Below are 22,407 nucleotides of genomic sequence, written 5' to 3'. Positions count from 1 at the left end.
TCTCCTACAGGGTGGTAGTCGCCTGTTATGGCAGGAAAAAGCAGCTGTCGGAGCGCTGCTCTGCATCGCGATTGGCGCCGCAGGCGCCTTGGCGGAGGCTGCCGGCGTTGGTCATGGCCGCAGTGTTGTCGCCAATTCCGGCAACACCGCCGGGAGTCCTTCGGCCTCCAGTCGTGAGCTGAAGCTACTCCTAAAGCGGCGTGGCAACGTTGGTGGAAACAATTGCTAAGGGAGGACGATTTATAACGTCTTGACCATCCGAGCTCTTTCAGTGTGGCTCAAGATTGGCCCGATGGCTGTTCATCATTCAGGCTGTCCGTCTCCGGGGCGCCTGTTTTTCCCCTCAATCCTGTTACTGGGCATCCTGGTCCTGACGAATGCCCGGGCCGGTCACACCATCCATGCCCAGTTCGAAGAGTACGGTGGCAGCGGTGCGTGACTCCACTCCTTCGGCGATCGCCATGATGCCAAGCGAATGGGCGAGGGTGCACATGCCGCGCAGCAGGCTCTGCTGTTGGCTCTGGTTCTCGATGTCCTGGCTCAGTGAGGCATCGAACTTCATGAAGGTCAGCCCCAGGTCCTGTAGCCCTTCGATCTTGCCGAACTGGGTGCTGACGTGCTCTAGGCCCATCTTGCAGCCCAGGGGCAGCAGTTCATTACACAGATTCTGCAGGGCCTTGGGCTGCTGAAAGGCGATCGATTGGGGAAGTTCGAACCAGAGCCGCGCGGCGCAGGCGGGCCGGGCACGAACACGAGTGATCACTTCACTGACGAAGCGACCGTCTCGCAATGAGTTGGCCGAGAGGTTGATGCCAACGGGCTTGCCGCTCGTTTCGGTATCCTTCAGGGCGGCTATCACTACGGCCAGATCGAACTCGGCCGCCATGGCCAGGCGCGATACCCAGGGCAGGAATATTCCGGCAGGTTGCCATTCTCCCTTAAGGCGTAGCCGAGAGGGAACTTCATGGTGAATCAAGTGCCCCTTGGGGTCGAGTACGGGGTAGTGGGCCAGAAAAACGCCCTGTTCCAACGCCTCGTTGAGTGCCTTGCGCCACTCGTCATGGCTGGTGTAGAGAACGCTGCTGGCCGGCGCGGTCAGGATGACCTGGCCGTTCTGTTCCTGACTTTCGGCAGCCGCCAGCGCGCCATCAAGGCTTGCCAGCAGCTCGGCTCGGCTCGCTCCCTGGGTGTACTCACACAGCGCAGAGGGTAGCGAAAGCGAGTTATCGTGCTCGTCGGATAGGGCTTCGAGACGTGACTTCAGCTCATGGCCGATGGCTTTCAGGTCGTGGTGGCGCGGCACGATCAGTGCGAAATCGCTGCCGTTGAGGCGCCCCACCTGGCCATCGCCGGATAATTGGCCCAGCTGTTTCAGGCTGTAAGCTACCTTCACCAGGAGTGCGTCGGTCGCCCCATGGCCGATCAACTGATTGACTTCGCCCAGGCGGGCCACCCGAACCAGGGCCAGCGTGCCGCTGGCATCGTCGCTGTCGCTCTTGAGGTGAGCTTGCAAGTGGTCGAGGAAAGCGGCACGTGCGGGAATTGCCGTGACAGTGTCGTTCTGCATTCGTCGCCGCAGCTGGTCGAGCTTGTCACTCTCAGCGCCGAGCATCTGTCGCACCGCACCGGATAGCCGATTCATGGCCTGTACCACTTCGCGCAACTCCAAGGTCTTGGGCTCTCTGGCCGTGGTGAAGCGGCGCTCGCCGATGGCCTGAGCCTGCGATACAACATCGCGCAGTGGTAGCCGAATGGTGCGCACGATCCAAGTCGCCAGCAGCAGGCTGACGATGCCGGCAATGGCAAACCAGCCAGCCAGTTCGAGGCTGCTTCGCCACAGCGAGCGATAGGCGAAGCTGTGCTGGCTCTCCAGTTCCAGCGTGCCGAACTGCTGCCAGCCATCCTGCACTACGGCCTGGCCGGCCGGAATATCGAAACGCACCAGCTCGACGAACCAGCCCGGCACGTCATCGATATGCGCGTTGGCAACGCGCTGCTCGATGACCCCGCCTTCCGGATCTCGCAGCTCAATTCGCTGATAGTGGCCAGTATCGAACTGGGCTGCCAGCAGCAGCTCCAGGATCACGGGGTCCTTTTCCATCTGGCTCATGGATAGGGCGAGCGCGTTGGCGTTGTCGATATTCTTGATGCGGACTTCCTGCTCGATATAGTGGCGGCTGCTCGTCACGCCGATGAGCAGGCTGCCGACGAACGCCAGCAGCAGAAGTACCACGATGGTCAGCCAGAGCTGCTTGATCAGTGACATCTCGGTTATTCCTCCGCCTGGGGTTGGTGCCCCTGTTTCTTATATCTTCGGCTTGCGTAAATCATCAGATGAACCCCTGCTGTTGCATACGCTCGATTACGCTGCGCCAGCGTGACAGTCGCGCCACCGGATCGGCCCGCGACTGGGTGGAGCCGCCGGCCCACAGCCCTTCGCTGTTGAAACTGAAGACAGGGTCCAGGTCGGTGCGCAGGGTCGCGGGTGTGATGGAGGGCACCAGGTTGTCCAGCACCAAAGGCACGGCGCTGGGGCGCTCGTAATAGCCGAGTACCATATGTGCCTGAACGATCTGGCTGCGTCCAATGCGGGCACGAACATAGATCATGCGTAATCGCTCGCCGGGTACGCCCAGTTCCTTCAGGCTGACGTACTTGGCGATGGAGTAGTCCTCGCAGTCGCCCTGGCCCTGACCCATGGTCTCCAGGGGAGTGGCCCAGTGGTCCTCGCTGCCCCAGTTGTCGATATCATCTACCCAGCGCACCCGGCGATTGAAGAAGTCGTTGACCTCTCGCAGTTGGCTGTCGAGAGGGGCTCCATTCAACCTATCGAGTAGAGCAAACCAATCTTCCAGTATGCGCAGTCCCTGCTGGCCATAGAGGCGCTGCATGCTCTCGCGCAACCTGGCGCGGTTGATGCGTGCCTCCAGCAGACCAGGCGTGATCCCCAGGCCGACAGCCAACAACAGTGAACCCAGGCCTGCCAGGAAACGGCGGCGGCTGGGTCTGAAGCGTTGTCGAGAAAATCCATTGGGCATCTGGGCTCGCCGAAAATATTTAGTAATGTAAATCAGCGTTTCGTTGAGTATAGAGGAGTGAGAGAAGCAGGACGACCCGTATGAGAGTCGTCATCCTGAGGTATGAAAAGGGAAGGCGGACAGGTCAATCCATCATGTCCAGGGGTTAACCCTTGCCGGGACCCTGCCATACCCTGAGCCGACCGATCCAGGCCAGCTTCCGGGAGGCATCGCGCAGTTCGTTGGCAGCATCATCCAGGCTCTGGTCGGGGGGGAGGTGTCGGACATAGATCGAGACATCGACCTGATTGTCGAGATAGTGAAGGTCGAGGGCGACGCGGGTTTGCCAGGCTGGACAACAAGACCAGACTTCATCGAGCACACCCTCCACATCGCGGCGCAACGGCAGGCCGGGGCGCAGGCTATGCTCGGTCTCGCCCGCGTCGTCCTCAGGGTCGATATGAAAGGTGACATCGGCGAGATTGGAAAAGTCGTCCCGCAGCCTGCGGCTAACGGCATTGCCGATTTCGTGGGCTTCCGAGACGGTCAGTCGCGGCGCGACGACGATATGCAGGTCGAGTATGGCCTGGCTACCCTGTGAGCGGGTTCGCAGGTCATGGACGCCGTGCACGCCGGGCACCGCTTCGGCCACCGACTGCATGGCGTCGCGCTCCTCCACCGGAAGCGCCGTATCGATCAACTCCTGGCTGGAATCCCACAGTAGGCGGCCGCCAACCTGGCCGACCATGACGCCGACTACGATGGCGGCCGCGGCGTCTACCCATCCGGCACCGAACTGCGCGGCAATCAGGCCGATCAATACCACGATGGTGGAGAGGGCGTCCGAGCGGGAGTGCCAGGCGTTGGCTTCCAGCAGGCGCGAATTGACGCGCTTGGCGACACGCATCGTATAGCGGAAGATCCACTCCTTGGCGAGTAGCGCGAAGAGAGCCACGCCGATGGCCCAGAGGCCGGGAGCGGAGATCGGCTCGCCCACCAGCAGGCGGCTGAGACTCGCCCAGGCGATGCCGCCGGCCACGAAGATCAACACGCTGCCCAGCACGAGGGTGGCGAGGGTCTCGATGCGGCCGTGGCCGTAGGGGTGGTTGCTGTCAGGCTCCTGGCGTCCGTAGTGGGTCGCCGCCATTACGAAGCCGTCAGTCACCAGGTCGGAAAAGGAGTGTATGCCATCAGCAATCAGGGCGGCCGAGCCGACCAGCACACCGGTGATCAGCTTGAGCAGGCCGACGGTGAGGTCGACCACGGCACCGATCAGCGTGACCCGATGAGCCTCGCGTGTTTGTGCGCCGCGGTCGGGCGGCTGGTGAGAGTGCCCGCTCACGCAGTGCCCATGCCGCTGCCGGCAAGTTGCCCCGCCTTGTTGCGTACCGGATTGGCATACTGGGCCAGCCACCAGGGTCGTAGTTCGGCAGGTACGTCGTTCAGGCGCGCCTGGAAGCGTGCCCGGTCGACATCGCTGACTTCGCTCATGTCCAGCAGTTCGGGGGCGTCTCCAAGCGCCTCGAGGGCGAGGTAGTGGCTGGGGAAGAGCTGATAGCCGGCTACCACCTGGCGGTCGATCTCGGCGGCAACAGCCTCCGGCGTATCGAAGCTGGCTCCCAGCGGTTGGCCGAAGCGCAGCTTTACTCGTCCCTTGTAACCTGTGATCCCGGCCACGATGGACTGGATATCCTCGAACTCGCTCTTGGCGTAACCGCCCTGGCTATGAACCGCGTGCAGCTCCCGGGCCTTCTGCATGTCGCAGGGGTCGTACTCGTAGCTGATCGATACCGGCACCATGCGTAGTTCGGCGATCGCTTCACCGATCGGTGCCTTGCGATCCGCCTGGCGCTTGGCCATGGTCAGCATCTTGATGATGGCGGGGTCCGTACGGTCGATGCCGTCCTTGGCCCGACCTTCGCGCTGGGCCATCCATATCGAGTGATTGTCCTCGGTGATGGAATGGCGGATATAGGCGGATAGCGACTGGAAAGCGGCCAGCATGGCGCGCTTGCCGCGCAGCGCCCGGGGCACGATGAAGCTCTTGTTGAGCCGCATCAGGTCGGTCACGTAGGGCTTCTTCAGTAGGTTGTCGCCGATGGCGATTCGCACCGTGTCACGCCCGCCACGATGAAGCCCGTAGTTGACGAAGGCGGGGTCGAGCGAGATATCGCGATGGTTACCGATGAACAGGTAGGCCTTATCCGGTGCCAGGTACTCCAGGCCCTCGACGCGAAAGTCGTCGGTGGAGGTGCGGATCATGCGCTCCATATAGGGGGCCACGCGCATCTGGAAATCGTGGACGCTGCCGACGCCACGGGTCTCCCTGCGAATGGCGTAGGAGGCAATCGCCCGGGCCAGTGCGGGTAGCATCCGGTTGAGCCTCGGTAGCCGGTAGCGCGTCAAGGCGTCGAGCAGCTCACGGTTGCTGGCCAGCCGGGCCAGTACTGCGGCGACTTCGCTATCCTCATAGGGCCGTATGTCGGCCCAGGGATCCTGTTCTGTTCCTGGCATGTCGGTCTGCGGTTCTGTCATCGGCGTCTTCTGGTTGACGGGATCGGTCATGCGCTGCCCTGCAGCGACGCAGTGGAGGCTTCGCCATCGAGCCACCCGATCAGCTGCTCGATCTCTTCTGCGAGGGTCTGGGTCATCAGCATGAAGTCCGCCTCCAGTCTCACGATAGCGTCGCCATCGTCTTCGGTTTCATTGGCCTCGTCGATCAGTGCATCACTGAAGCGCAGGGATTTCAGGGCCAGGTCATCGTGTAACACGAAGCTTAGCCGGCCTTCGATCTCCAGGGCCATCCGGCTCGCCTGGCGGCCTGCTGCCAGTAGCTGTTGGATCTCGTCGCTGTCCAGGTCGACCTGGCGGGCGCGCAGCACACCGTCATCGCCCTTGGCCTTGAGTTCCACCTGATCGCCGAGTTGCAGATTGGCGGGCCTGGCATCCGGTTCGGCCAGCCACTGGGTCATGGCACGCATCGGCAGGGTCTGGGTAGCCAGCGGGGTGACCTTGAGGCTGCCCAGGGTTTCGCGCAGCAGATCCAGCACCTCTTCGGCGCGCTTGCGCGAACTGCTGTTGACCGCGATCAGATTGCGCCGAGTATCCCACCACAGCTCGACCTTCTGGCTGCGAATAAAGGCGCGAGGCAGCAGCTCTTCATAGACCTGCTCCTTGAGTTCCTGCTTTTCCTGACGACGCAGTTTACGACCCTCCTGGGCCTCGATATCGGCGCTACGCTCCTCGACTTCTTCGCGCACTACCCCGGCCGGCAGCAGGCGTTCCTGGCGCAGGACCGTCATCAGCCGCTGCCCCTGCAGTTCGTGCAGCAGCGCCGTGCCGGCACGGCCCGCAGGCGGGCACCAGCCCAGCCGGCGCGCCTCATTGCTGCCGGGCAGCCGTGCCGCCTGTTCGGCCAATGCCGTCTCCAGGTCGGTTGCCGGGATCGCCACTGAGTCATGCAGGCGGTAAAGGTGCAAGTGCTTGAACCACATGGCGCATTCCCTGAGCGAAAAGGACGCATATTATGGCCAAGGGGAGGCGGGGGTTCCAGTGTTGAAGGCTACGGCATGCAAGACAAATTCAAACTCTTGTTTGAATTGGGGTAGCGGCGGGGCCTAGAATGGTAGGCGGCGACCTGGAGGTGCGCACGCGCCTGGCGGAGCTGGGTAGTCGAAGCGCACGCATGCATCAGGAAATCCGACGCTTTCGTGACGACAAAGTCGTGGTCGATACCGATCTCACCTTCGCGCCACTCGATGTGAAGGCCAGCCGGCCCCTTGCCATCGAAGGCGAATTGCGCGGTCTCCTAGCGCCATTGGTCCTCGAGGACTGAGCGAGATAGGGTGCGCAGGAGAGCGCAGATTTCGAAACAGGTATGAGGCCGGAAAGGAATCCGGCTGATCCGTGACGGTACCCCGCTGCCTTTGCGCTGTTCGCAATGGTATGATGCAAGGCTGTAATGGCGCGCCATGCTCCTGCACAAGGACGCGCCAACCTGCTGCAGTGCAAAGGATTCGACGACCCATGGGTGACATCGCCAGAGAAATTCTGCCAGTCAACATCGAGGACGAACTCAAGCAGTCGTATCTCGACTACGCGATGAGCGTGATCATCGGCCGCGCGCTTCCCGACGTGCGCGATGGCCTCAAGCCGGTGCACCGGCGCGTGCTGTTCGCCATGCACGAACTCAGTAACGACTGGAACAAACCCTACAAGAAATCTGCCCGCGTGGTCGGTGATGTCATCGGTAAGTATCACCCCCACGGTGACAGCGCGGTCTATGACACCATCGTGCGCATGGCCCAGCACTTCTCCATGCGCCACGTGCTGGTAGATGGCCAGGGCAACTTCGGTTCCATCGATGGCGACAACGCCGCCGCTATGCGTTACACCGAGGTGCGCATGGCCCGGCTCGCCCATGAGCTGCTGGCCGACCTGGAGAAGGATACCGTCGACTGGGTCGACAACTACGACGGTACCGAGCGCATCCCCGATGTGCTGCCCACCAAGGTACCCAACCTGCTGATCAACGGCTCATCGGGTATCGCCGTCGGCATGGCGACCAACATCCCGCCGCATAACATGGTGGAGATCATCAGCGGCTGCCTGGCGCTGATCGACGATTATACGCTCTCCGTCGATGACCTGATGGAGTACATCCCGGGGCCTGATTTCCCCACCGGGGCCATCATCAACGGCCGCGCCGGCATCCTCGAGGCCTACCGTACCGGGCGTGGGCGCATCTATGTGCGTGCTTGCCACACCATCGAGCACGATGACAAGAGCGGTCGCGATCACATCATCGTCACCGAGTTGCCGTACCAGGTGAACAAGGCGCGGCTTATCGAGAAAATCGCCGAGCTGGTGAAAGAGAAGAAGATCGAGGGCATCGCCGAGTTGCGCGACGAGTCCGACAAGGATGGTCTGCGAGTGGTGATCGAGGTCAAGCGTGGCGAGTCGGGAGAAGTAGTGGTCAACAACCTCTTCGCCCAGACCCAGTTGCAGAATGTCTTCGGCATCAATATGGTCGCAATCGAGGATGGCCAGCCCAAGATCCTCAACCTGAAGGAGATCCTCGAAGCCTTCATTCGTCATCGCCGCGAAGTGGTCACCCGCCGTACCCTGTTCGAGTTGAAGAAGGCCCGCGAGCGCGGTCATCTCCTCGAGGGCCTGGCGGTGGCCATCTCCAATATCGACGAGGTGATCGAACTGATCAAGGCCTCGCCGAGTGCCGCCGAGGCCAAGGAGAAGCTGCTGGCGAAGGTCTGGCAGCCGGGGCAGGTCACCAACATGCTGGAGCGTGCCGGTGCCACCTCCTGCAAGCCGGAGGAGTTGGAAGACGGCTTCGGCCTCAACCAGACGGGCAGCGAATACCGCCTTTCGCCGGCCCAGGCCCAGGCGATACTCGAACTGCGCCTGCACCGCCTGACCGGGCTCGAGACCGAGAAACTGCTGGATGAGTACCTCGGCATCCTTGAGCGGATTGCCGAGCTGACCGCCATTCTCGCCTCCAGCGAGCGCTTGCTGGAAGTGATTCGCGAGGAGCTGGCCGCCGTGCGTGACCAGTTCGGCGACCCACGCCGCACCGAGATCCAGGCCAGCCATCTCGATCTGTCCATCGAGGACCTGATCGCCGAGGAGGACATGGTGGTCACGGTGTCGCGTACCGGCTATGCCAAGACCCAGCCGCTCTCCGACTACCAGGCCCAGCGCCGCGGTGGTCGCGGCAAGTCGGCGACTTCCATGAAGGACGAGGATGTCATCGAGCACCTGCTGGTCGCCTCGACCCACGATACCGTGCTGCTGTTCTCCAACAAGGGCAAGGTGTACTGGCTCAAGGTCTACGAGATGCCGAATGCCAGCCGTGGCTCCCGTGGTAAGCCGCTGGTCAATATGCTGCCGTTGGACGAAGGCGAGGCCATCAATGCCATCCTGCCGGTACGCGACTATCGGGCTGACAGCTACATCTTCTTCGCCACCGCCAAGGGCACCGTCAAGCGTACCAGCCTCGACCAGTTCTCCCGCCCGCGCAGCGTCGGCCTGATCGCCATCGATCTGGAAGAGGACGACCGTCTGGTTGGTGCCGCCATCACCAGCGGCTCCGACCACGCCATGCTGCTGTCGTCCAACGGTAAGGCGATTCGCTTCGAAGAAGGCAACGTGCGCTCCATGGGGCGTACCGCCCGCGGCGTTCGCGGCATGCGTCTGCTTGGTGGTGCCGAGGTGATCAGCCTGATCATTCCCCAGAGCCAGCAGATCGACGCCGAGGCGGACATCGAAGTCGAAGCCGAAGAGGGTGTCGAGCTTGCACCCACCAGCAGCAACGGCGGCCAGATCTATATTCTCACAGCCAGCGAGAACGGCTACGGCAAGCGTACCCGGCTCGAGGAGTTCCCGCTGCGCGGCCGTGGCGGCCAGGGTGTAATCGCCATGCAGACCAGCGAGCGCAACGGTTCACTGGTCGCCGCCATGCAAGTCTACTCGGCCGACGAGATGATGCTGATCACCGACAAGGGCACCCTGGTGCGTACTCGGGTCGATGAGGTCTCTATCACCTCGCGCAATACCCAGGGCGTGATGCTGATCCGTCTCGGCGAGAGCGAGAAGCTGGTCAAGACCGTACGCATCGACGAGCCCGAGGAGGTCGAAAGCGAAGCCATCGACGGGGAGGGTGAGTCGCTTGATGGGCCGGACTCAAGCGAGAACGGCGCCGAAAGCGAGCCCCAGAACGACGAATAAGGTTTGCTGCACCATGCCGAGCGATGATCGCCGGGGACAAGTCGAAGCGAGGGTTTTTTGCCTTGGATGGCAAAAATAGCGCCCAGGGAAGGGTTCACAGCGCCCTCGCGTAGGCTTGTCGACGGATCAACTCATCGCGTACCGGTAAATGAAGCTTGAGCTGAAACGGAACCACGACGCTGATGACACGCCACTATAATTTCTGCGCCGGCCCCGCAGCGCTGCCCACCCCTGTCCTGGAACGGGCGCGGGAAGAGATGCTCGACTACCACGGGCGCGGGCTCTCGGTGATGGAGATGAGCCATCGCTCCCCCGAGTTCGTCGCCATCGCCGAGCAGGCCGAGGCCGACCTGCGTGAACTGCTTGCGATACCCGCCAACTACCGCGTGCTGTTCCTGCAGGGGGGCGCCAGCCTGCAGTTCTCCATGGTACCGATGAATCTGTTGGGGCAGGGCGGTAGCGCAAATTTCCTTTATACCGGTATCTGGGGCAAGAAGGCCCTGACCGAGGCGCAGCAGCTGGGTTTTCCGGTTCATTTGTCGGGCTCCAGTGAAGGCAGCGGTCATGCCCAGGTGCCGGCCGAGGCCGACATCTCGATAGCCAATGATGCCGCCTACCTGCACTACACCGCCAACGAGACCATCGGCGGCCTGGAGTTCGACTATATTCCCGGTACCGCAGAGGGCGGATTGCGCCGCGCCGATGGCGGCGAAGTGCCACTGGTCTGCGATCTTTCCTCGAGCATTCTGTCAGGTCCTCTGGACGTATCGCGCTTCGGCGTGATTTACGCCGGTGCCCAGAAAAACATCGGGCCGGCCGGCCTTACCCTGGTCATCGTGCGCGACGATCTGCTCGAGCGGCACTGCAAGCGCATGCCGAGCCTGTTTGACTACCGCGCCATGGCCGAGGCGGGCTCCATGGTCAATACGCCGCCCACGTTCGCCTGGTATCTGGCGGGGCTGGTGTTCCAGTGGCTGCGGCATGATGTCGGTGGCCTTACTGCCATGAATGTCGTCAATGTGCGCAAGGCCCGCAGGCTATATGCGGCCATCGATGATAGCGGGCTCTATTCCAACCCGATTGCCCTGCCTAACCGCTCACGGATGAATGTGCCTTTCGTCCTTTCCGATGAGCGCCTCGACATGCCGTTTCTTGACGAAGCCGAGCAGGCCGGCTTGCTCAACCTCAAGGGGCATCGTAGCGTCGGGGGCATGCGGGCCAGCCTTTACAATGCCGTGACGGAAACGGCGGTCGATGCCCTGATCGATTTCATGGCCGACTTCGAGAAGCGAAGGGGATGACACGATGAGCGATACCCCCACCAACCTGGATGTGCTGCGCCAGCGCATCGATGAACTGGACAACGACATCCTCCGGTTGATCAGTGACAGGGCGCGATGTGCCAAGCAGGTTGCCGATGTGAAGACTCAAAGCGACCCCGACTCCGCCTTCTACCGGCCGGAACGCGAGGCCCAGGTGCTGCGTCGCATCATGGAACTCAACAGCGGGCCGCTGGACAGCGAAGAGATGGCCCGGCTGTTCCGCGAGATCATGTCGGCCTGCCTGGCCCTGGAGCAGCCGATCAAGGTCGCTTACCTGGGCCCGGAGGGTACCTTTACCCAACAAGCGGCGCTCAAGCACTTCGGTTCAAGTGCCGTCAGCCTGCCCATGGCGGCCATTGATGAGGTCTTCCGCGAAGTCGAGGCTGGAGCCGTGAACTACGGCGTGGTGCCGGTGGAGAACTCCACCGAAGGGGTGATCAGCCACACCCTGGACTCCTTCATGGACTCTTCGATTCGCATTTGTGGCGAAGTGGTGCTGCGTATTCACCATCACTTGCTGGTTTCCGAGGCGACCTTGCGGGACAAGGTTTCGCGGATCTACTCGCACCCACAGTCTTTCGCTCAGTGTCGCAAGTGGCTCGACGCTCATTATCCCCGCGCCGAGCGGGTGCCGGTATCGTCCAACGCCGAGGCGGCCAAGATGATCAAGGGTGAGTGGCACAGCGCGGCGATTGCCGGGGATATGGCAGCCAAACTCTACGGTCTGGAGAAAATCGCCGAGAAGATCGAGGACCGCCCTGATAACTCGACGCGCTTTTTGATCATTGGCAGTCATGATGTGCCGATATCCGGTTCAGACAAGACGTCCATCGTGGTGGCAATGCGCAACCAGCCGGGTGCACTGCATGAGCTGCTCGAACCCTTCCATCGGCACCAGATCGACTTGACTCGCCTCGAGACGCGACCCTCGCGTAGCGGGGTGTGGAACTACGTGTTTTTCATCGATTTCAAGGGGCACTTCGATGAGCCCCGGGTCGCCGCCGTGCTTGAGGAGGTGCGTTTGCGCGCCGCCGAACTCAAGGTGCTGGGCTCCTATCCGATAGGTGTGCTCTAGGCGTGGTGGGCAATGGACCCGGACAGGTCGCCGAGTCGCGGATTCTGATCGTCGGGCTGGGGCTGATCGGCGGTTCGCTGGCCGCCGCCCTGCGCGCCGCCGGCTTTGGCGGGATCAGCGCCAGCGGGTTTGGGCCGGCCAATGAAATAGTCTCTTGTGACCCGGACCCCGAAGAGATCGCCCGAGGCATTGCCATGGGACTGATCGACCGTGGCGATACCCGGCTTGCGCCGCTGGTCCAAGGCGCCTCATTGATCGTGCTGGCGGTGCCGGTGCTGGCCATGGAGAGCGTGATGGCCGAACTGGCCGCGGCGCTTCCTGCAGGCGTGCTCGATGGCGAGACTCCACGCGTCACGGTGACCGACGTGGGCAGTACCAAGGCCGCGGTGCGCGACTGCGCGCTGCGAGTGTTCGGTCGCATGCCGTCAGGCCTGGTGCTGGGTCATCCTATCGCCGGATCGGAGAAAAGCGGCGTGGCGGCGGCAAACCCGCGTCTTTATGTCAATCACAAGGTGATTCTCACGCCCAGCGCCGAGACGGCGCCGGCAGCGATTGCCCGGGTGCGGGCGCTATGGCAAGCCTGCCGGGCCCAGGTGCTTGAGATGGATGTCGAGCGCCACGACCAGGTGCTGGCACGCACCAGCCACCTGCCGCACTTGCTGGCATTCTCCCTGGTGGACACCCTGGCGCGCCAAGACGAGCGGCTGGATATCTTCCGCTACGCCGCCGGGGGCTTTCGCGACTTCACTCGCATCGCCGGCAGCGACCCGGTGATGTGGCGAGATATCTTCGTTGCCAATCGCGAGGCTGTTCTGGCCTCCCTGGACGACTTCGAGGCCGGTGTGTCGCGACTGCGCCAGGCCGTTGAAGCCGGTGACGGCGATACCATGCTCGCCATCTTAGACCGGGCCAGTCATGCCCGGCGCTACTTCGACTCGCTCCTGAATCAGACCAGTTATCAGGCGGAATACCAGATGCAACCACATCAGAGACTCACCTTCCGGGCTGCTCCCGGTGGCCGCGTGGCCGGACGCATTCGCGTACCAGGCGACAAGTCCATTTCCCACCGTTCGATCATGCTGGGTGCGCTCGCGGAGGGTGTCACCGAGGTGAAGGGCTTCCTGGAGGGGGAAGACAGTCTGGCCACCTTGCAAGCCTTCCGTGAGATGGGGGTGGCCATTGAAGGTCCCCACCAGGGCAGGGTCACGGTGCATGGCGTCGGTATGCACGGGCTCAAGGCGCCATCGGGCCCGCTCTATGTCGGTAATGCTGGCACCGCCATGCGCCTGTTCTCCGGCCTGCTGGCCGGCCAGGCCTTCGATACCGAGCTGATCGGTGACGCTTCGTTGACCAAGCGGCCCATGGGCCGAGTGGCAGACCCGCTGCGCCAGATGGGCGCGGTGATCGACACCGCCGAAGGCGGGCGCCCGCCACTCAAGATCCATGGTGGCCAGAGGCTGAAGGGCATCGACTACGACATGCCCATGGCCAGTGCCCAGGTCAAATCCTGCCTGCTGCTCGCCGGCCTCTATGCCGACGGCGAGACCCGGGTGCGTGAACCCGCGCCCACCCGCGACCACACCGAGCGCATGCTGGCCGGTTTCGGCTATGACGTCGTTCGTGAGGGCGATACCTGCTGGCTCACCGGCGGCGGCAAGCTCACTGCAGCACTGATCGATGTGCCATCGGACATCTCCTCGGCTACCTTCTTCCTGGTCGCGGCGGCCATCTCGCCCGGGTCAAACCTGGTGCTCGAACATGTCGGCATCAACCCGACCCGTATCGGGGTGATCAATATTCTCAAACTGATGGGTGCCGACCTGCATCTCACCAATCAGCGCGAAGTCGGCGGCGAGCCGGTGGCCGACCTGCACATTCGCTATGCGCCACTCAAGGGTATCGACATTCCCGTCGATCAGGTGCCGCTGGCCATTGACGAATTTCCGGCGCTATTCATCGCCGCAGCCAATGCCACCGGTACCACAAGATTGCGCGGCGCCGAGGAACTGCGCGTCAAGGAGTCCGACCGCATTCAGGCCATGGCCGACGGTCTGGCGGCTATCGGCGTCGAGCATGTTGTGCGGGAGGATGGCATCGACATTGTCGGCGCGGGTGGGAGCGACGTCGCCTACGGTGGCGGTCGGATCGACAGCCTGGGCGATCATCGCATCGCCATGGCCTTCGTGATCGCGTCGCTGCGCGCCGGCGACGATATCGTCATCGATGACTGTGCCAACGTGGCCACCTCATTTCCGGGCTTCGTCGAGTTGGCCCGCACCGTTGGGCTGCAAGTGAATGAAGATGCGGAGGTTGCGGGATGAGTAACAAGGCCGCGGTGCTGACCGTGGATGGCCCCGGCGGCGCCGGCAAGGGGACCATCAGCCGCCTGGTCGCTGATCGGCTGGGCTGGCAACTGCTGGACAGCGGTGCGTTGTATCGTCTCACGGCCCTGGCGGCGCGGCGTCATGACGTGGCGTTGGACGACGAGCCGGCACTTGCAAGGCTGACCATCGGGCTCGACGTGGTCTTCCTTGCTGAGGAAGACACCACTCGCGTGCTGCTGGAAGACGAGGATGTCAGCCGCGAGATTCGTACCGAGCAGGCCGGCGATGCAGCTTCGCAGATTGCTTCGCTGCCCTCCGTGCGACAGGCGCTATTGCAGCGACAGCGCGACTTCAGGCGCCCCCCCGGCCTGGTGGCCGATGGCCGCGATATGGGGACGGTGGTTTTCCCCGACGCCGAGCTCAAGGTGTTCCTTACGGCGAGCCCCGAGGAGCGCGCGCGCAGGCGCTACCTTCAGTTGCAGGATGCCGGGGTGGATGCTAGTCTATCGAGTCTTTTGAAGGAGATTCAGGCACGCGATGCACGCGACATGCAACGCAGTGTGGCTCCGCTCGTACCGGCCGATGACGCCATCGAGTTGGATACCACGAGCCTGAGTATACCGGAAGTGGTGGAACGGTTGACGGAGTGGCTGGCCGAGCGTGGCCTCACCCGGTAACTCGATCTCCCTTGCGGCGCCCTCGTCAGGATGTCATGGCATGGCCGAGCAACCCTTTCACTGAAAGCTCGTCCAGGTCGAACCGGCGTTAACATCTCCGGGGGTTTGGCAAATTAGGCCCGCACTCGCTGGTGGTGCGGAGAAGGCGGCAACGCCTCAACACCGTTGATCACGTAGGAAAATCATGAGCGAAAGCTTTGCTGAACTGTTTGAACAGTCACTCCAGGACATCAACATGGAGCCGGGCGCCATCGTCACGGCGACGGTTGTCGACATCGAAGGTGACTGGGTCACCGTCAATGCCGGCCTGAAGTCCGAAGGACAGATTCCCGTGGCTCAGTTCCGCGACGAAAGTGGCGAACTGAACATTGCGATCGGCGACGAAGTCAGCGTCGCCCTGGAAGCCGTCGAAGACGGTTTCGGCGAGACGCGTCTGTCTCGAGAGAAGGCCAAGCGTGCCGAAGCCTGGAAGGTGCTGGAGGCGGCCTTCGAGAAAGAAGAGATCGTCAAGGGCGTGATCAACGGCAAGGTGAAAGGCGGTTTTACCGTCGATATCGATTCCATTCGTGCCTTCCTGCCGGGTTCCCTGGTCGACGTGCGTCCGGTGCGCGACACCACGCACCTCGAGCACAAGGAGCTCGACTTCAAGGTCATCAAGCTCGATCCGAAGCGCAACAACGTCGTGGTTTCCCGCCGTGCCGTTCTCGAAGCCGAGAACAGCGCCGAGCGTGAAGCCCTGCTGGCCACGCTGCAGGAAGGCCAGCAGATCATGGGTATCGTAAAGAACCTGACCGACTATGGCGCTTTCGTCGATCTGGGCGGCGTCGATGGCTTGCTGCACATTACCGACATGGCCTGGAAGCGCATCAAGCATCCGAGCGAAATCGTGGCCGTGGGCGACGAGATCAACGTCAAGGTGCTCAAGTTTGATCGTGAGCGCAACCGCGTCTCCCTGGGCCTGAAGCAGCTGGGCGAAGATCCCTGGGTCAACATCAAGGATCGCTACCCCGAGAGCACCGTGGTCACCGCGCGCGTCACCAACCTCACCGACTACGGCTGCTTTGCCGAGCTGGAAGAGGGTGTCGAGGGTCTGGTTCACGTCTCCGAGATGGATTGGACCAACAAGAACATCCACCCGTCCAAGGTCGTTGACATCGGCGACGAAGTGGAAGTCATGATCCTGGATATCGACGAAGAGCGTCGTCGTATTTCACTGGGTATCAAGCAGTGCACCGCAAACCCGTGGGAAACCTTCAACGCCCAGTACAACAAGGGCGACCGGGTTGCTGGTACCATCAAGTCGATTACCGACTTCGGTATCTTCATCGGTCTGGAAGGCGGCATCGACGGTCTGGTTCACCTCTCCGACCTTTCCTGGTCCGAGACCGGTGAGGAAGCCGTTCGTCGCTTCAAGAAGGGCGACGAGGCGGAAGCCGTTATCCTCTCCATCGATCCCGAGCGTGAGCGTATTTCCTTGGGTATCAAACAGCTCGATACCGATCCGGTTGCCGAGTACCTGGCCGTCAATGACAAGGGCTCCGTGGTCTCCGGCCGCGTGGTCGAAGTCGATGCCAAAGAAGCCCATGTCGAGCTGGCGACCGATGTCGTTGCCGTACTCAAGGCCTCCGAGATCAGCGCTGACCGCATCGAAGATGCCCGCAACGTGCTGAGCGAAGGCGATGCCGTCGAAGCTCGCATCGTCGGTGTCGATCGCAAGAACCGCGCGATCAGCCTGTCGATCAAGGCCAAGGATCAGGACGACACCCGTCAGAACCTGAAGAAGCTGCGTGAAGATGCTCCCGAAGCGGGTGGCCCGACCACCATCGGTGACCTCATCAAGCAGCAGATGGGTCAAGACTGATCCCCGCGGCCCCGATCACTCGGGGCCGTCAGAAAGGGTAGACAAAAACGCCGCCTCGGCTCGCCGGGGCGGCGTTTTTATAGTGCGGCATGCAGCCATGCTGTCGGAGGACGGCTCTGCCGCACGACTGTGGCAGAAGGCCACTCCGGTTTGGCGGCGTGTGCCCCCTCGGTGCGGAACATTACGCAACGACGGTAGCTTGATCGGGGGCAGGGCGGTACCCTGCAATGCGTAGGTGTATTTCCAGCGTCAACCGGGAGTCCAGGTAACCGCCATGGCCACCATTGAACACAGCGCAATACTCAGGGCCACGCCGGAGCGTGTCTTTTCGCTTCTGGAACGGGTCGAAGACTTCGTCGAGTACTCCGACATGATCAAGGCCATCGAGCCGCTGGGCGGCGAGCGTTACCGCTGGCACGTTCGTGCCGTGGGCATGGATTGGACCTTTGACGTGGAAATCACCGAGAAACAGTCGCCCGAGACGTTGGCCTGGGAATCTCTGGAAGGGGTTCGCAATCAGGGCTGCTATCGGCTGACGCCAGTTGCGGAAGGCACCCGTGTGGCACTCACCGTGACCTATAGCATTCGCAACCGCATGGTGGAGAAAGCGGTGACGCGTGCCGCCAGACCGTTGGTCAACAAGGTCAGCCGTCAAATTCTCGAGCGCGTAGAAGCCAAGTTGTGATTCAATCGACTCGACGAGGCCGCCGGCCTCATTCGAGGATACTTCGATGCTCAAGGGGCTATTGTGGTGTCTTGCCCTGTTGGTGATACAGCTGGGGCTGTTGCGTTACGTGGACCTGCGTGTTGCGGCGATGCCACGATTGGACGATTCACCGAAAGCCGTTCCCGACAGTCCATCGTCATTGGGCCGGGAGGGTGAGCTCGACGCGTGACCCCGGCACCGTCGCATGGCACCATGTGCCCTTTCCAAAGGGCGAGCGAGACAAGTGATGCAGCAAGACACCTCATTGCGCCGACGGTGGCGTCTGGTAGCCGTCGGTGCAAGCCTGCTCATGGCCGGTTATCTGTGGATATGGCACTCGCCCGATCTCATCGCCATCAAGCATTGGGCCGAACAGGCGTCTCACCATCCGCTGACGATCATCAGCGTCATCGCGATCATGGCTATCACCCTGGCCTTTGGTTTGCCTGGCAGCATCGGGCTATGGCTGATCGCGCCATTCTATCCGCCGCAAGTAGCGACGCCCATGCTGATCGTCGGCAGCGTCGGTGGTGCGCTGGGAGCCTATCATTTGGCCGCCAGAGTAGGCGATCGCTGGAGCCCCAAGGGCCTGACCCGCAAGATCATGCGTATGCTGGAGAAGCGTAGCGACTTCCTCACCCAGTGCGCCCTGCGCGTGTTACCGGGTTTTCCACACTCGGTGATCAACTACGCCGCCGGGCTGCGTCGCCTGCCGCTGCGCACTTTCATCGTTGCCGCCGTGGTGGGGCTCGGCATCAAGTGGGCGGTTTACGCCAGCGCCATCTATAGTACGCTGGAGGCCGTGGAAAAAGCGGAAAATGCCATCGGCGTGGATATCGTGCTACCGCTGGTGGCTCTGGCCCTGCTGCTGCTGGTTGGCGCCTGGATGCGACGCCGAGTGGAGCAAGGGCGCGCGATGTAGTTAGGATGTAGTCAGTCGAGCCTCAATCGTGGCTTTCGTAATGCGCAACGCCATCACGCCCGTCGTGCTTGACGCCATACATGGCCTTGTCGGCAGCATCGACCATGGCATTGACGTTATCGAACTCGGCATCTTGCAATGAGGCGATGCCGATGGATGCGGTCACATGGAGCGGTTCGCCCTCGGTCTTGGCCAGGGGCTGAGAGGCCAGATAGTGGCGAATCCGATCGCCTAACTTGCTGGCCTGGTCACGGCGGGTGTTGGGCATGATCACCAGAAATTCTTCACCACCATAGCGGCCGGCGATGTCGTCCTCGCGCACCATGTTCTCCAGCGAGGCGGCGAAACGGACTAGCACTTCATCACCGAAGCGATGGCCATAGAGATCGTTGATGTCCTTGAAATGGTCAAGATCGATGAACATGACGGAGAGCGGCCGATTGCCCATCATGGCGCAGTCGAAGTGTTGCACCAGCAGCTTTTCCAGCCAGGGGCGGTTGGCCAGCCGGGTCAGGTGATCCGTGCGGTGCTGTTCGTCGAGCTCGTCATGGCGGGCGAGCAGGGCTTCGAGCTCATGGCGTTGTTCGGCAAGGCGCTGATTGAGTAGCAGGTTCTGCTCGAAGAGCAGTTCTTTGGCCTCGGCCAGCAGGGTCGTGCTGTTGATGTCGGGGGGGCAGGTGATCTCGAATAGCTTGGCCAGCGTGGGTAAGCGTTGCTGCAGGTCCTCCAGCACGGACACCAGCATGGCGATATCCAGCGATTCCAGCGGGGCCAACTGATGCAGCAGGTCACTGAAAGCCGCTGCGGGTGAATGGGTTAACCAGCCATCGGCGATGCGACAGGAGAGGCGTAGGCAGAGACGCTTCGGGTTGCCGTCTTCCAAGGGACCATGGCTCTCCGCGATACTCACGGCCATGGAGGCGGGCACCCCCCAGCTGATGGCTAGCCATGCTCCCACCAGGGAGTGGTCACAGCCGTAGAGCCGGTGCTCGGTATCGCGCAATTTGTCGTGATGGCGCAGGCAGGGAACATGGCTGGAGTAGCGTTCGCCATCCACGGCTTCCAGTGCCAGGATGCCGATATCCTGCATCAGCGCCGTGGTAAACAGCTGACCTGCTTCGTCGGGACAGAGCTGCTCGGCGAGCTGCTGGGCGGCCAGCGCGGCGATGATCGAGCGCTGCCATAGATAGTCGTAGTCGAGTAAATCGCTCGCGCCGGGACGGGGCAGGCCGAAGCTCATGGCGGCGGCCAGGGTGGCATCCAGGCCAAGACGAGAAACCGCGTCATGGCAGGTGACAACCCGGTTGGCGCTGCGCGAAAAGTAGGCACTGTTGGCCATCGACAGCAGGCGCAACGTTAGTGCGGGGTCCTGCTGGATTGCCGCGGCGAAGTCGGCTAGCCGAGGCTCCGGTGCGCGGGCCAGGCTGATCACCCGAGCCGCTGCGGCAGGCAGGCTTGGCAGCGTACGACACTCCCCCAGGCGCAGGCGCAGTGTGTCGGGAAGCGTAGGAAGCTCAGGAGTTTTCAAGCCATTAGTGCTTTCGGATTCGGAGGTCGATATCCTATCGAGCGGCATGATAACTCCTAGTTTAAACAGTTGTTTATCGTTTTTCCTAAGTTACCATAATCCTACATTCAAGCCATTTGCTGTTTTCGCATACTTACGTTTTACGCATCGAGGCGTCCAGGTGATCGACCACCTCGGCCCAGTCGGCATCCTCCTCCAGTGCATTGAAAATAAAGTCGGCCTGGGAGTCGCTCCAGAAGGACGCTTCGTGAAGCTGTATGGTTTCCGGGAGCGGTGCGTAACGCTCAATGAAATCCCTGATGGATGCCTCATCGGCAGGCAAGCCCAGCTGTTCGAACAGTTCAGTAAAGTGATGAACGGGCTTTTCCATGGCATGACTCCTTTGTCAACGTAGAGTACCAAAACAGTAGTCGGATTGTGCCCCGCTCGAGCTGTGCACTTCAACGCTGGGGAGGCTGAATCAGCGATTAATCAACGTTCGCCTACCAGCGGCGTGAGAAAGCGTCGCCTTCGCTCGCGGTCGTCCATGGGCTGGGCCAGGAGGTGAACCAGCTTGGTCAGCACCGCCTCCGGTGTCATGCCATCTCCCGAGAGTACGCCCGCCTCGGCCAGCCCCTGGCCAGCGGCATATTGGCCGATGGCAACGCTGCCCTGGGTGCACTGGCTGATTGCCGCCAATAGCTTGCCTTCCCCGGTGGCCTTGGCCAGCATCCCCAGCAGCGCCGGGTCCTCCGGTACGTTGCCACCTCCCCACACTTCCAGCAGCGCCCCTTGTACCCGATCGTCCTCGAGCCAGGCCGCCAGCTGCCAGGCCTGGATGCCGGGCCACAGGACGATGCGAGCCACACCGCCAGCTGCCAGCGGAGCATAGTCGGGCAGCTCGAAACGGGGAGCACCACGCTGCTGTGCTTCCAATCCACGGGCAGGGTAGAGCACCGTATCATCGCCGACGCGCTCCCCCAGCAGGGGATAGTTGGGGCTGGCAAAGGCATCGGCGGCTTCGCTATGCAGCTTGCGGGTACAGACTCCGCGAAACAGCTTGTCGGCGAAGGCCACGGCGACCTCCTGCAGGCGCGGCTCGGTGGCGAAGTGAAGTGCCAGCTCCACGTTGGCCAGGGCATCGCTGTCTGGCGCCTCGAGAGGTAGCATCGCTCCGGTCACGATTACCGGGCGGTCCAGCCCCTGGAACTGGTAGGCAAGGCTTGCGGCTGTCCATGCCAGGGTGTCGGTGCCGTGGAGCACCACCACGCCGGCGTAGTCAGGCAGCGCCTTGGCGATGGTATGGCCGAGACGCTGCCAGTCAGAGGCGGTGGCGGCGCTGGAGTCGATGGGTTTGTCGGCTTCCTCGACGACGAAAGCCGGAAGGTGCGCCTGGCGCGTAGGGGGCAGGGTGGCCAGGGCGCTGCGTAGCCGGGAATCCATGTTGTCGCCGGCGGTCAGGCCGCGGGGTGAAGCCACCATGCCCAGGGTGCCGCCAACGTAGAGAATCAGCACGGGGCGATCGGCGGAAGAGGACGTGGTCATGATGGCTCCTGGTAGTCTCATTATCTCAGTGAAAGCCGCATGATAGCGCTATCGCGGCGCAGGCTCACTCCTGATGCCAGACTTGATGACGCTGCAGCCTCCGCCAAGGCGCCTGGCGGCGCCAGTCGCGATGCGGAGCAGCGCTCCTACAGCTGCTTTTTCCTGCCATAACAGGCGACTACCACCCTGTAGGAGAATCTTCAGATCACGACTGGAGGCCGCAGGCCTCCCGGCGGTGTTGCCGATGTGGCGACCACCGCCAGCGTCGGCCGCCTCCGCCAAGGCGCCTGGCGGCGCCAGTCGCGATGCGGAGCAGCGCTCCTACAGCTGCTTTTTCCTGCCATAACAAGCGACTACCACCCTGTAGGAGAATCTTCAGATCACGACTGGAGGCCGCAGGCCTCCCGGCGGTGTTGCCGATGTGGCGACCACCGCCAGCGTCGGCGGCTTCCGCCAAGGCGCCTGGCGGCGCCAGTCGCGATGGAAACCAGCGCTCCGACAACGGTCCTCTCCACCAACGTTGCCACGCCGCTGTTGGAGTATCTTCAGATCACGACTGGAGGCCGCAGGCCTCCCGGCGGTGTTGCCGATGTGGCGACCACTGCCAACCTCGGCCGCCTCCGCCAAGGCGCCTGGCGGCGCCAGTCGCGATGGAAACCAGCGCTCCGACAACGGTCCTCTCCACCAACGGTGCCACACCGTTGTTGGAG

General features: G+C 62.3%; 18 protein-coding genes. 10 read left to right on the top strand and 8 right to left on the bottom strand.

The window, feature by feature from the left end:
• Positions 1-352 precede the first annotated feature (352 nt).
• From DU490_RS14255 to DU490_RS14235, 5 genes are all read right to left on the bottom strand, one after another.
• Entirely contained in the window at positions 353-2,266 is a 1,914-nt protein-coding gene (locus DU490_RS14255; RefSeq protein ID WP_114574942.1) for a LapD/MoxY N-terminal periplasmic domain-containing protein, read from the bottom strand.
• 64 nt (positions 2,267-2,330) lie between these two features.
• Positions 2,331-3,038 (bottom strand): transglutaminase-like cysteine peptidase, encoded by a 708-nt coding sequence (locus tag DU490_RS14250; RefSeq protein ID WP_114574941.1) that lies wholly within the window; start codon positions 3,036-3,038, stop codon positions 2,331-2,333.
• 145 nt (positions 3,039-3,183) lie between these two features.
• Entirely contained in the window at positions 3,184-4,359 is a 1,176-nt protein-coding gene (locus DU490_RS14245; protein ID WP_114574940.1) for a cation diffusion facilitator family transporter, read from the bottom strand.
• A complete protein-coding gene (locus tag DU490_RS14240) occupies positions 4,356-5,531 on the bottom strand; it encodes a 1-acyl-sn-glycerol-3-phosphate acyltransferase (RefSeq protein ID WP_404872849.1) in 1,176 nt (391 codons plus the stop codon). Before DU490_RS14240 ends, DU490_RS14245 begins: the two co-directional genes overlap by 4 nt.
• A 47-nt stretch (positions 5,532-5,578) precedes the next feature.
• Positions 5,579-6,511 (bottom strand): recombination-associated protein RdgC, encoded by a 933-nt coding sequence (locus tag DU490_RS14235; RefSeq protein ID WP_114574939.1) that lies wholly within the window; start codon positions 6,509-6,511, stop codon positions 5,579-5,581.
• Positions 6,512-6,639: 128 nt separating this feature from the next.
• On the opposite strand from DU490_RS14235, the gene DU490_RS14230 reads away from it, so the two are divergent.
• The 10 genes from DU490_RS14230 to DU490_RS14190 all read left to right on the top strand — a co-directional run bounded on the left by DU490_RS14230 (position 6,640) and on the right by DU490_RS14190 (position 18,645).
• Positions 6,640-6,852 (top strand): thioesterase family protein, encoded by a 213-nt coding sequence (locus DU490_RS14230; RefSeq protein WP_114574938.1) that lies wholly within the window; start codon positions 6,640-6,642, stop codon positions 6,850-6,852.
• A gap of 191 nt (positions 6,853-7,043) precedes the next feature.
• Complete coding sequence (gyrA, locus tag DU490_RS14225) at positions 7,044-9,758, top strand: DNA gyrase subunit A (protein WP_114574937.1); 2,715 nt, start codon at positions 7,044-7,046, stop codon at positions 9,756-9,758.
• Between the two features lie 182 nt (positions 9,759-9,940).
• Positions 9,941-11,059, top strand: coding sequence for a 3-phosphoserine/phosphohydroxythreonine transaminase (gene serC / locus DU490_RS14220; protein WP_114574936.1), 1,119 nt, complete (start codon positions 9,941-9,943; stop codon positions 11,057-11,059).
• Positions 11,060-11,063: 4 nt separating this feature from the next.
• Complete coding sequence (gene pheA, locus DU490_RS14215; protein ID WP_114574935.1) at positions 11,064-12,155, top strand: prephenate dehydratase; 1,092 nt, start codon at positions 11,064-11,066, stop codon at positions 12,153-12,155.
• Positions 12,156-12,157: 2 nt separating this feature from the next.
• A complete protein-coding gene (locus DU490_RS14210; protein ID WP_258801673.1) occupies positions 12,158-14,476 on the top strand; it encodes a bifunctional prephenate dehydrogenase/3-phosphoshikimate 1-carboxyvinyltransferase in 2,319 nt (772 codons plus the stop codon).
• Positions 14,473-15,156 carry a (d)CMP kinase gene (gene cmk / locus DU490_RS14205; protein WP_114574934.1) on the top strand — a complete coding sequence of 228 codons (684 nt, stop codon included), beginning with the start codon at positions 14,473-14,475 and terminating at the stop codon, positions 15,154-15,156. The genes DU490_RS14210 and cmk overlap by 4 nt, the downstream gene beginning before the upstream one ends.
• A 184-nt stretch (positions 15,157-15,340) precedes the next feature.
• Complete coding sequence (gene rpsA / locus DU490_RS14200; protein ID WP_114574933.1) at positions 15,341-17,017, top strand: 30S ribosomal protein S1; 1,677 nt, start codon at positions 15,341-15,343, stop codon at positions 17,015-17,017.
• 274 nt (positions 17,018-17,291) lie between these two features.
• Positions 17,292-17,702 (top strand): SRPBCC family protein, encoded by a 411-nt coding sequence (locus DU490_RS14195; protein ID WP_114574932.1) that lies wholly within the window; start codon positions 17,292-17,294, stop codon positions 17,700-17,702.
• Positions 17,703-17,748: 46 nt separating this feature from the next.
• The gene (locus DU490_RS17240; protein ID WP_181870052.1) at positions 17,749-17,913 is read left to right on the top strand and encodes a hypothetical protein; all 165 of its coding nucleotides are present in this window, start codon (positions 17,749-17,751) and stop codon (positions 17,911-17,913) included.
• 57 nt (positions 17,914-17,970) lie between these two features.
• Positions 17,971-18,645: a TVP38/TMEM64 family protein gene (locus DU490_RS14190; RefSeq protein WP_114574931.1), complete on the top strand. Its 675-nt coding sequence runs from the start codon at positions 17,971-17,973 to the stop codon at positions 18,643-18,645.
• A gap of 22 nt (positions 18,646-18,667) precedes the next feature.
• On the opposite strand, the gene DU490_RS14185 is transcribed toward DU490_RS14190, so the two are convergent.
• The 3 genes from DU490_RS14185 to DU490_RS14175 form a co-directional block, all read right to left on the bottom strand.
• A complete protein-coding gene (locus tag DU490_RS14185; RefSeq protein ID WP_114574930.1) occupies positions 18,668-20,221 on the bottom strand; it encodes a GGDEF domain-containing protein in 1,554 nt (517 codons plus the stop codon).
• Positions 20,222-20,306: 85 nt separating this feature from the next.
• Positions 20,307-20,543 (bottom strand): DUF2789 domain-containing protein, encoded by a 237-nt coding sequence (locus DU490_RS14180; RefSeq protein WP_114574929.1) that lies wholly within the window; start codon positions 20,541-20,543, stop codon positions 20,307-20,309.
• 101 nt (positions 20,544-20,644) lie between these two features.
• Positions 20,645-21,697: an asparaginase gene (locus DU490_RS14175; RefSeq protein WP_114574928.1), complete on the bottom strand. Its 1,053-nt coding sequence runs from the start codon at positions 21,695-21,697 to the stop codon at positions 20,645-20,647.
• Between the last annotated feature and the right edge of the window lie 710 nt (positions 21,698-22,407).

Origin of the sequence: Halomonas sp. DQ26W, assembly GCF_003339685.1 — a bacterium.
GTDB lineage: Bacteria > Pseudomonadota > Gammaproteobacteria > Pseudomonadales > Halomonadaceae > Halomonas.
Note: the sequence above shows the minus strand (reverse complement) of the source record. Positions and strands in the feature narration are given on the sequence as shown.

What these genes read in the sequence shown, in the direction of transcription:
- DU490_RS14255 (WP_114574942.1), bottom strand. Translation starts at nt 2,266, where the DNA reads ATGTCACTGATCAAGCAGCTCTGGCTGACCATCGTGGTACTTCTGCTG.
- DU490_RS14250 (WP_114574941.1), bottom strand. Translation starts at nt 3,038, where the DNA reads ATGCCCAATGGATTTTCTCGACAACGCTTCAGACCCAGCCGCCGCCGT.
- DU490_RS14240 (WP_404872849.1), bottom strand. Translation starts at nt 5,531, where the DNA reads ATGCCAGGAACAGAACAGGATCCCTGGGCCGACATACGGCCCTATGAG.
- DU490_RS14235 (WP_114574939.1), bottom strand. Translation starts at nt 6,511, where the DNA reads ATGTGGTTCAAGCACTTGCACCTTTACCGCCTGCATGACTCAGTGGCG.
- DU490_RS14230 (WP_114574938.1), top strand. Translation starts at nt 6,640, where the DNA reads ATGGTAGGCGGCGACCTGGAGGTGCGCACGCGCCTGGCGGAGCTGGGT.
- gyrA (WP_114574937.1), top strand. Translation starts at nt 7,044, where the DNA reads ATGGGTGACATCGCCAGAGAAATTCTGCCAGTCAACATCGAGGACGAA.
- serC (WP_114574936.1), top strand. Translation starts at nt 9,941, where the DNA reads ATGACACGCCACTATAATTTCTGCGCCGGCCCCGCAGCGCTGCCCACC.
- pheA (WP_114574935.1), top strand. Translation starts at nt 11,064, where the DNA reads ATGAGCGATACCCCCACCAACCTGGATGTGCTGCGCCAGCGCATCGAT.
- cmk (WP_114574934.1), top strand. Translation starts at nt 14,473, where the DNA reads ATGAGTAACAAGGCCGCGGTGCTGACCGTGGATGGCCCCGGCGGCGCC.
- rpsA (WP_114574933.1), top strand. Translation starts at nt 15,341, where the DNA reads ATGAGCGAAAGCTTTGCTGAACTGTTTGAACAGTCACTCCAGGACATC.
- DU490_RS14195 (WP_114574932.1), top strand. Translation starts at nt 17,292, where the DNA reads ATGGCCACCATTGAACACAGCGCAATACTCAGGGCCACGCCGGAGCGT.
- DU490_RS17240 (WP_181870052.1), top strand. Translation starts at nt 17,749, where the DNA reads ATGCTCAAGGGGCTATTGTGGTGTCTTGCCCTGTTGGTGATACAGCTG.
- DU490_RS14190 (WP_114574931.1), top strand. Translation starts at nt 17,971, where the DNA reads ATGCAGCAAGACACCTCATTGCGCCGACGGTGGCGTCTGGTAGCCGTC.
- DU490_RS14185 (WP_114574930.1), bottom strand. Translation starts at nt 20,221, where the DNA reads ATGCCGCTCGATAGGATATCGACCTCCGAATCCGAAAGCACTAATGGC.
- DU490_RS14180 (WP_114574929.1), bottom strand. Translation starts at nt 20,543, where the DNA reads ATGGAAAAGCCCGTTCATCACTTTACTGAACTGTTCGAACAGCTGGGC.
- DU490_RS14175 (WP_114574928.1), bottom strand. Translation starts at nt 21,697, where the DNA reads ATGACCACGTCCTCTTCCGCCGATCGCCCCGTGCTGATTCTCTACGTT.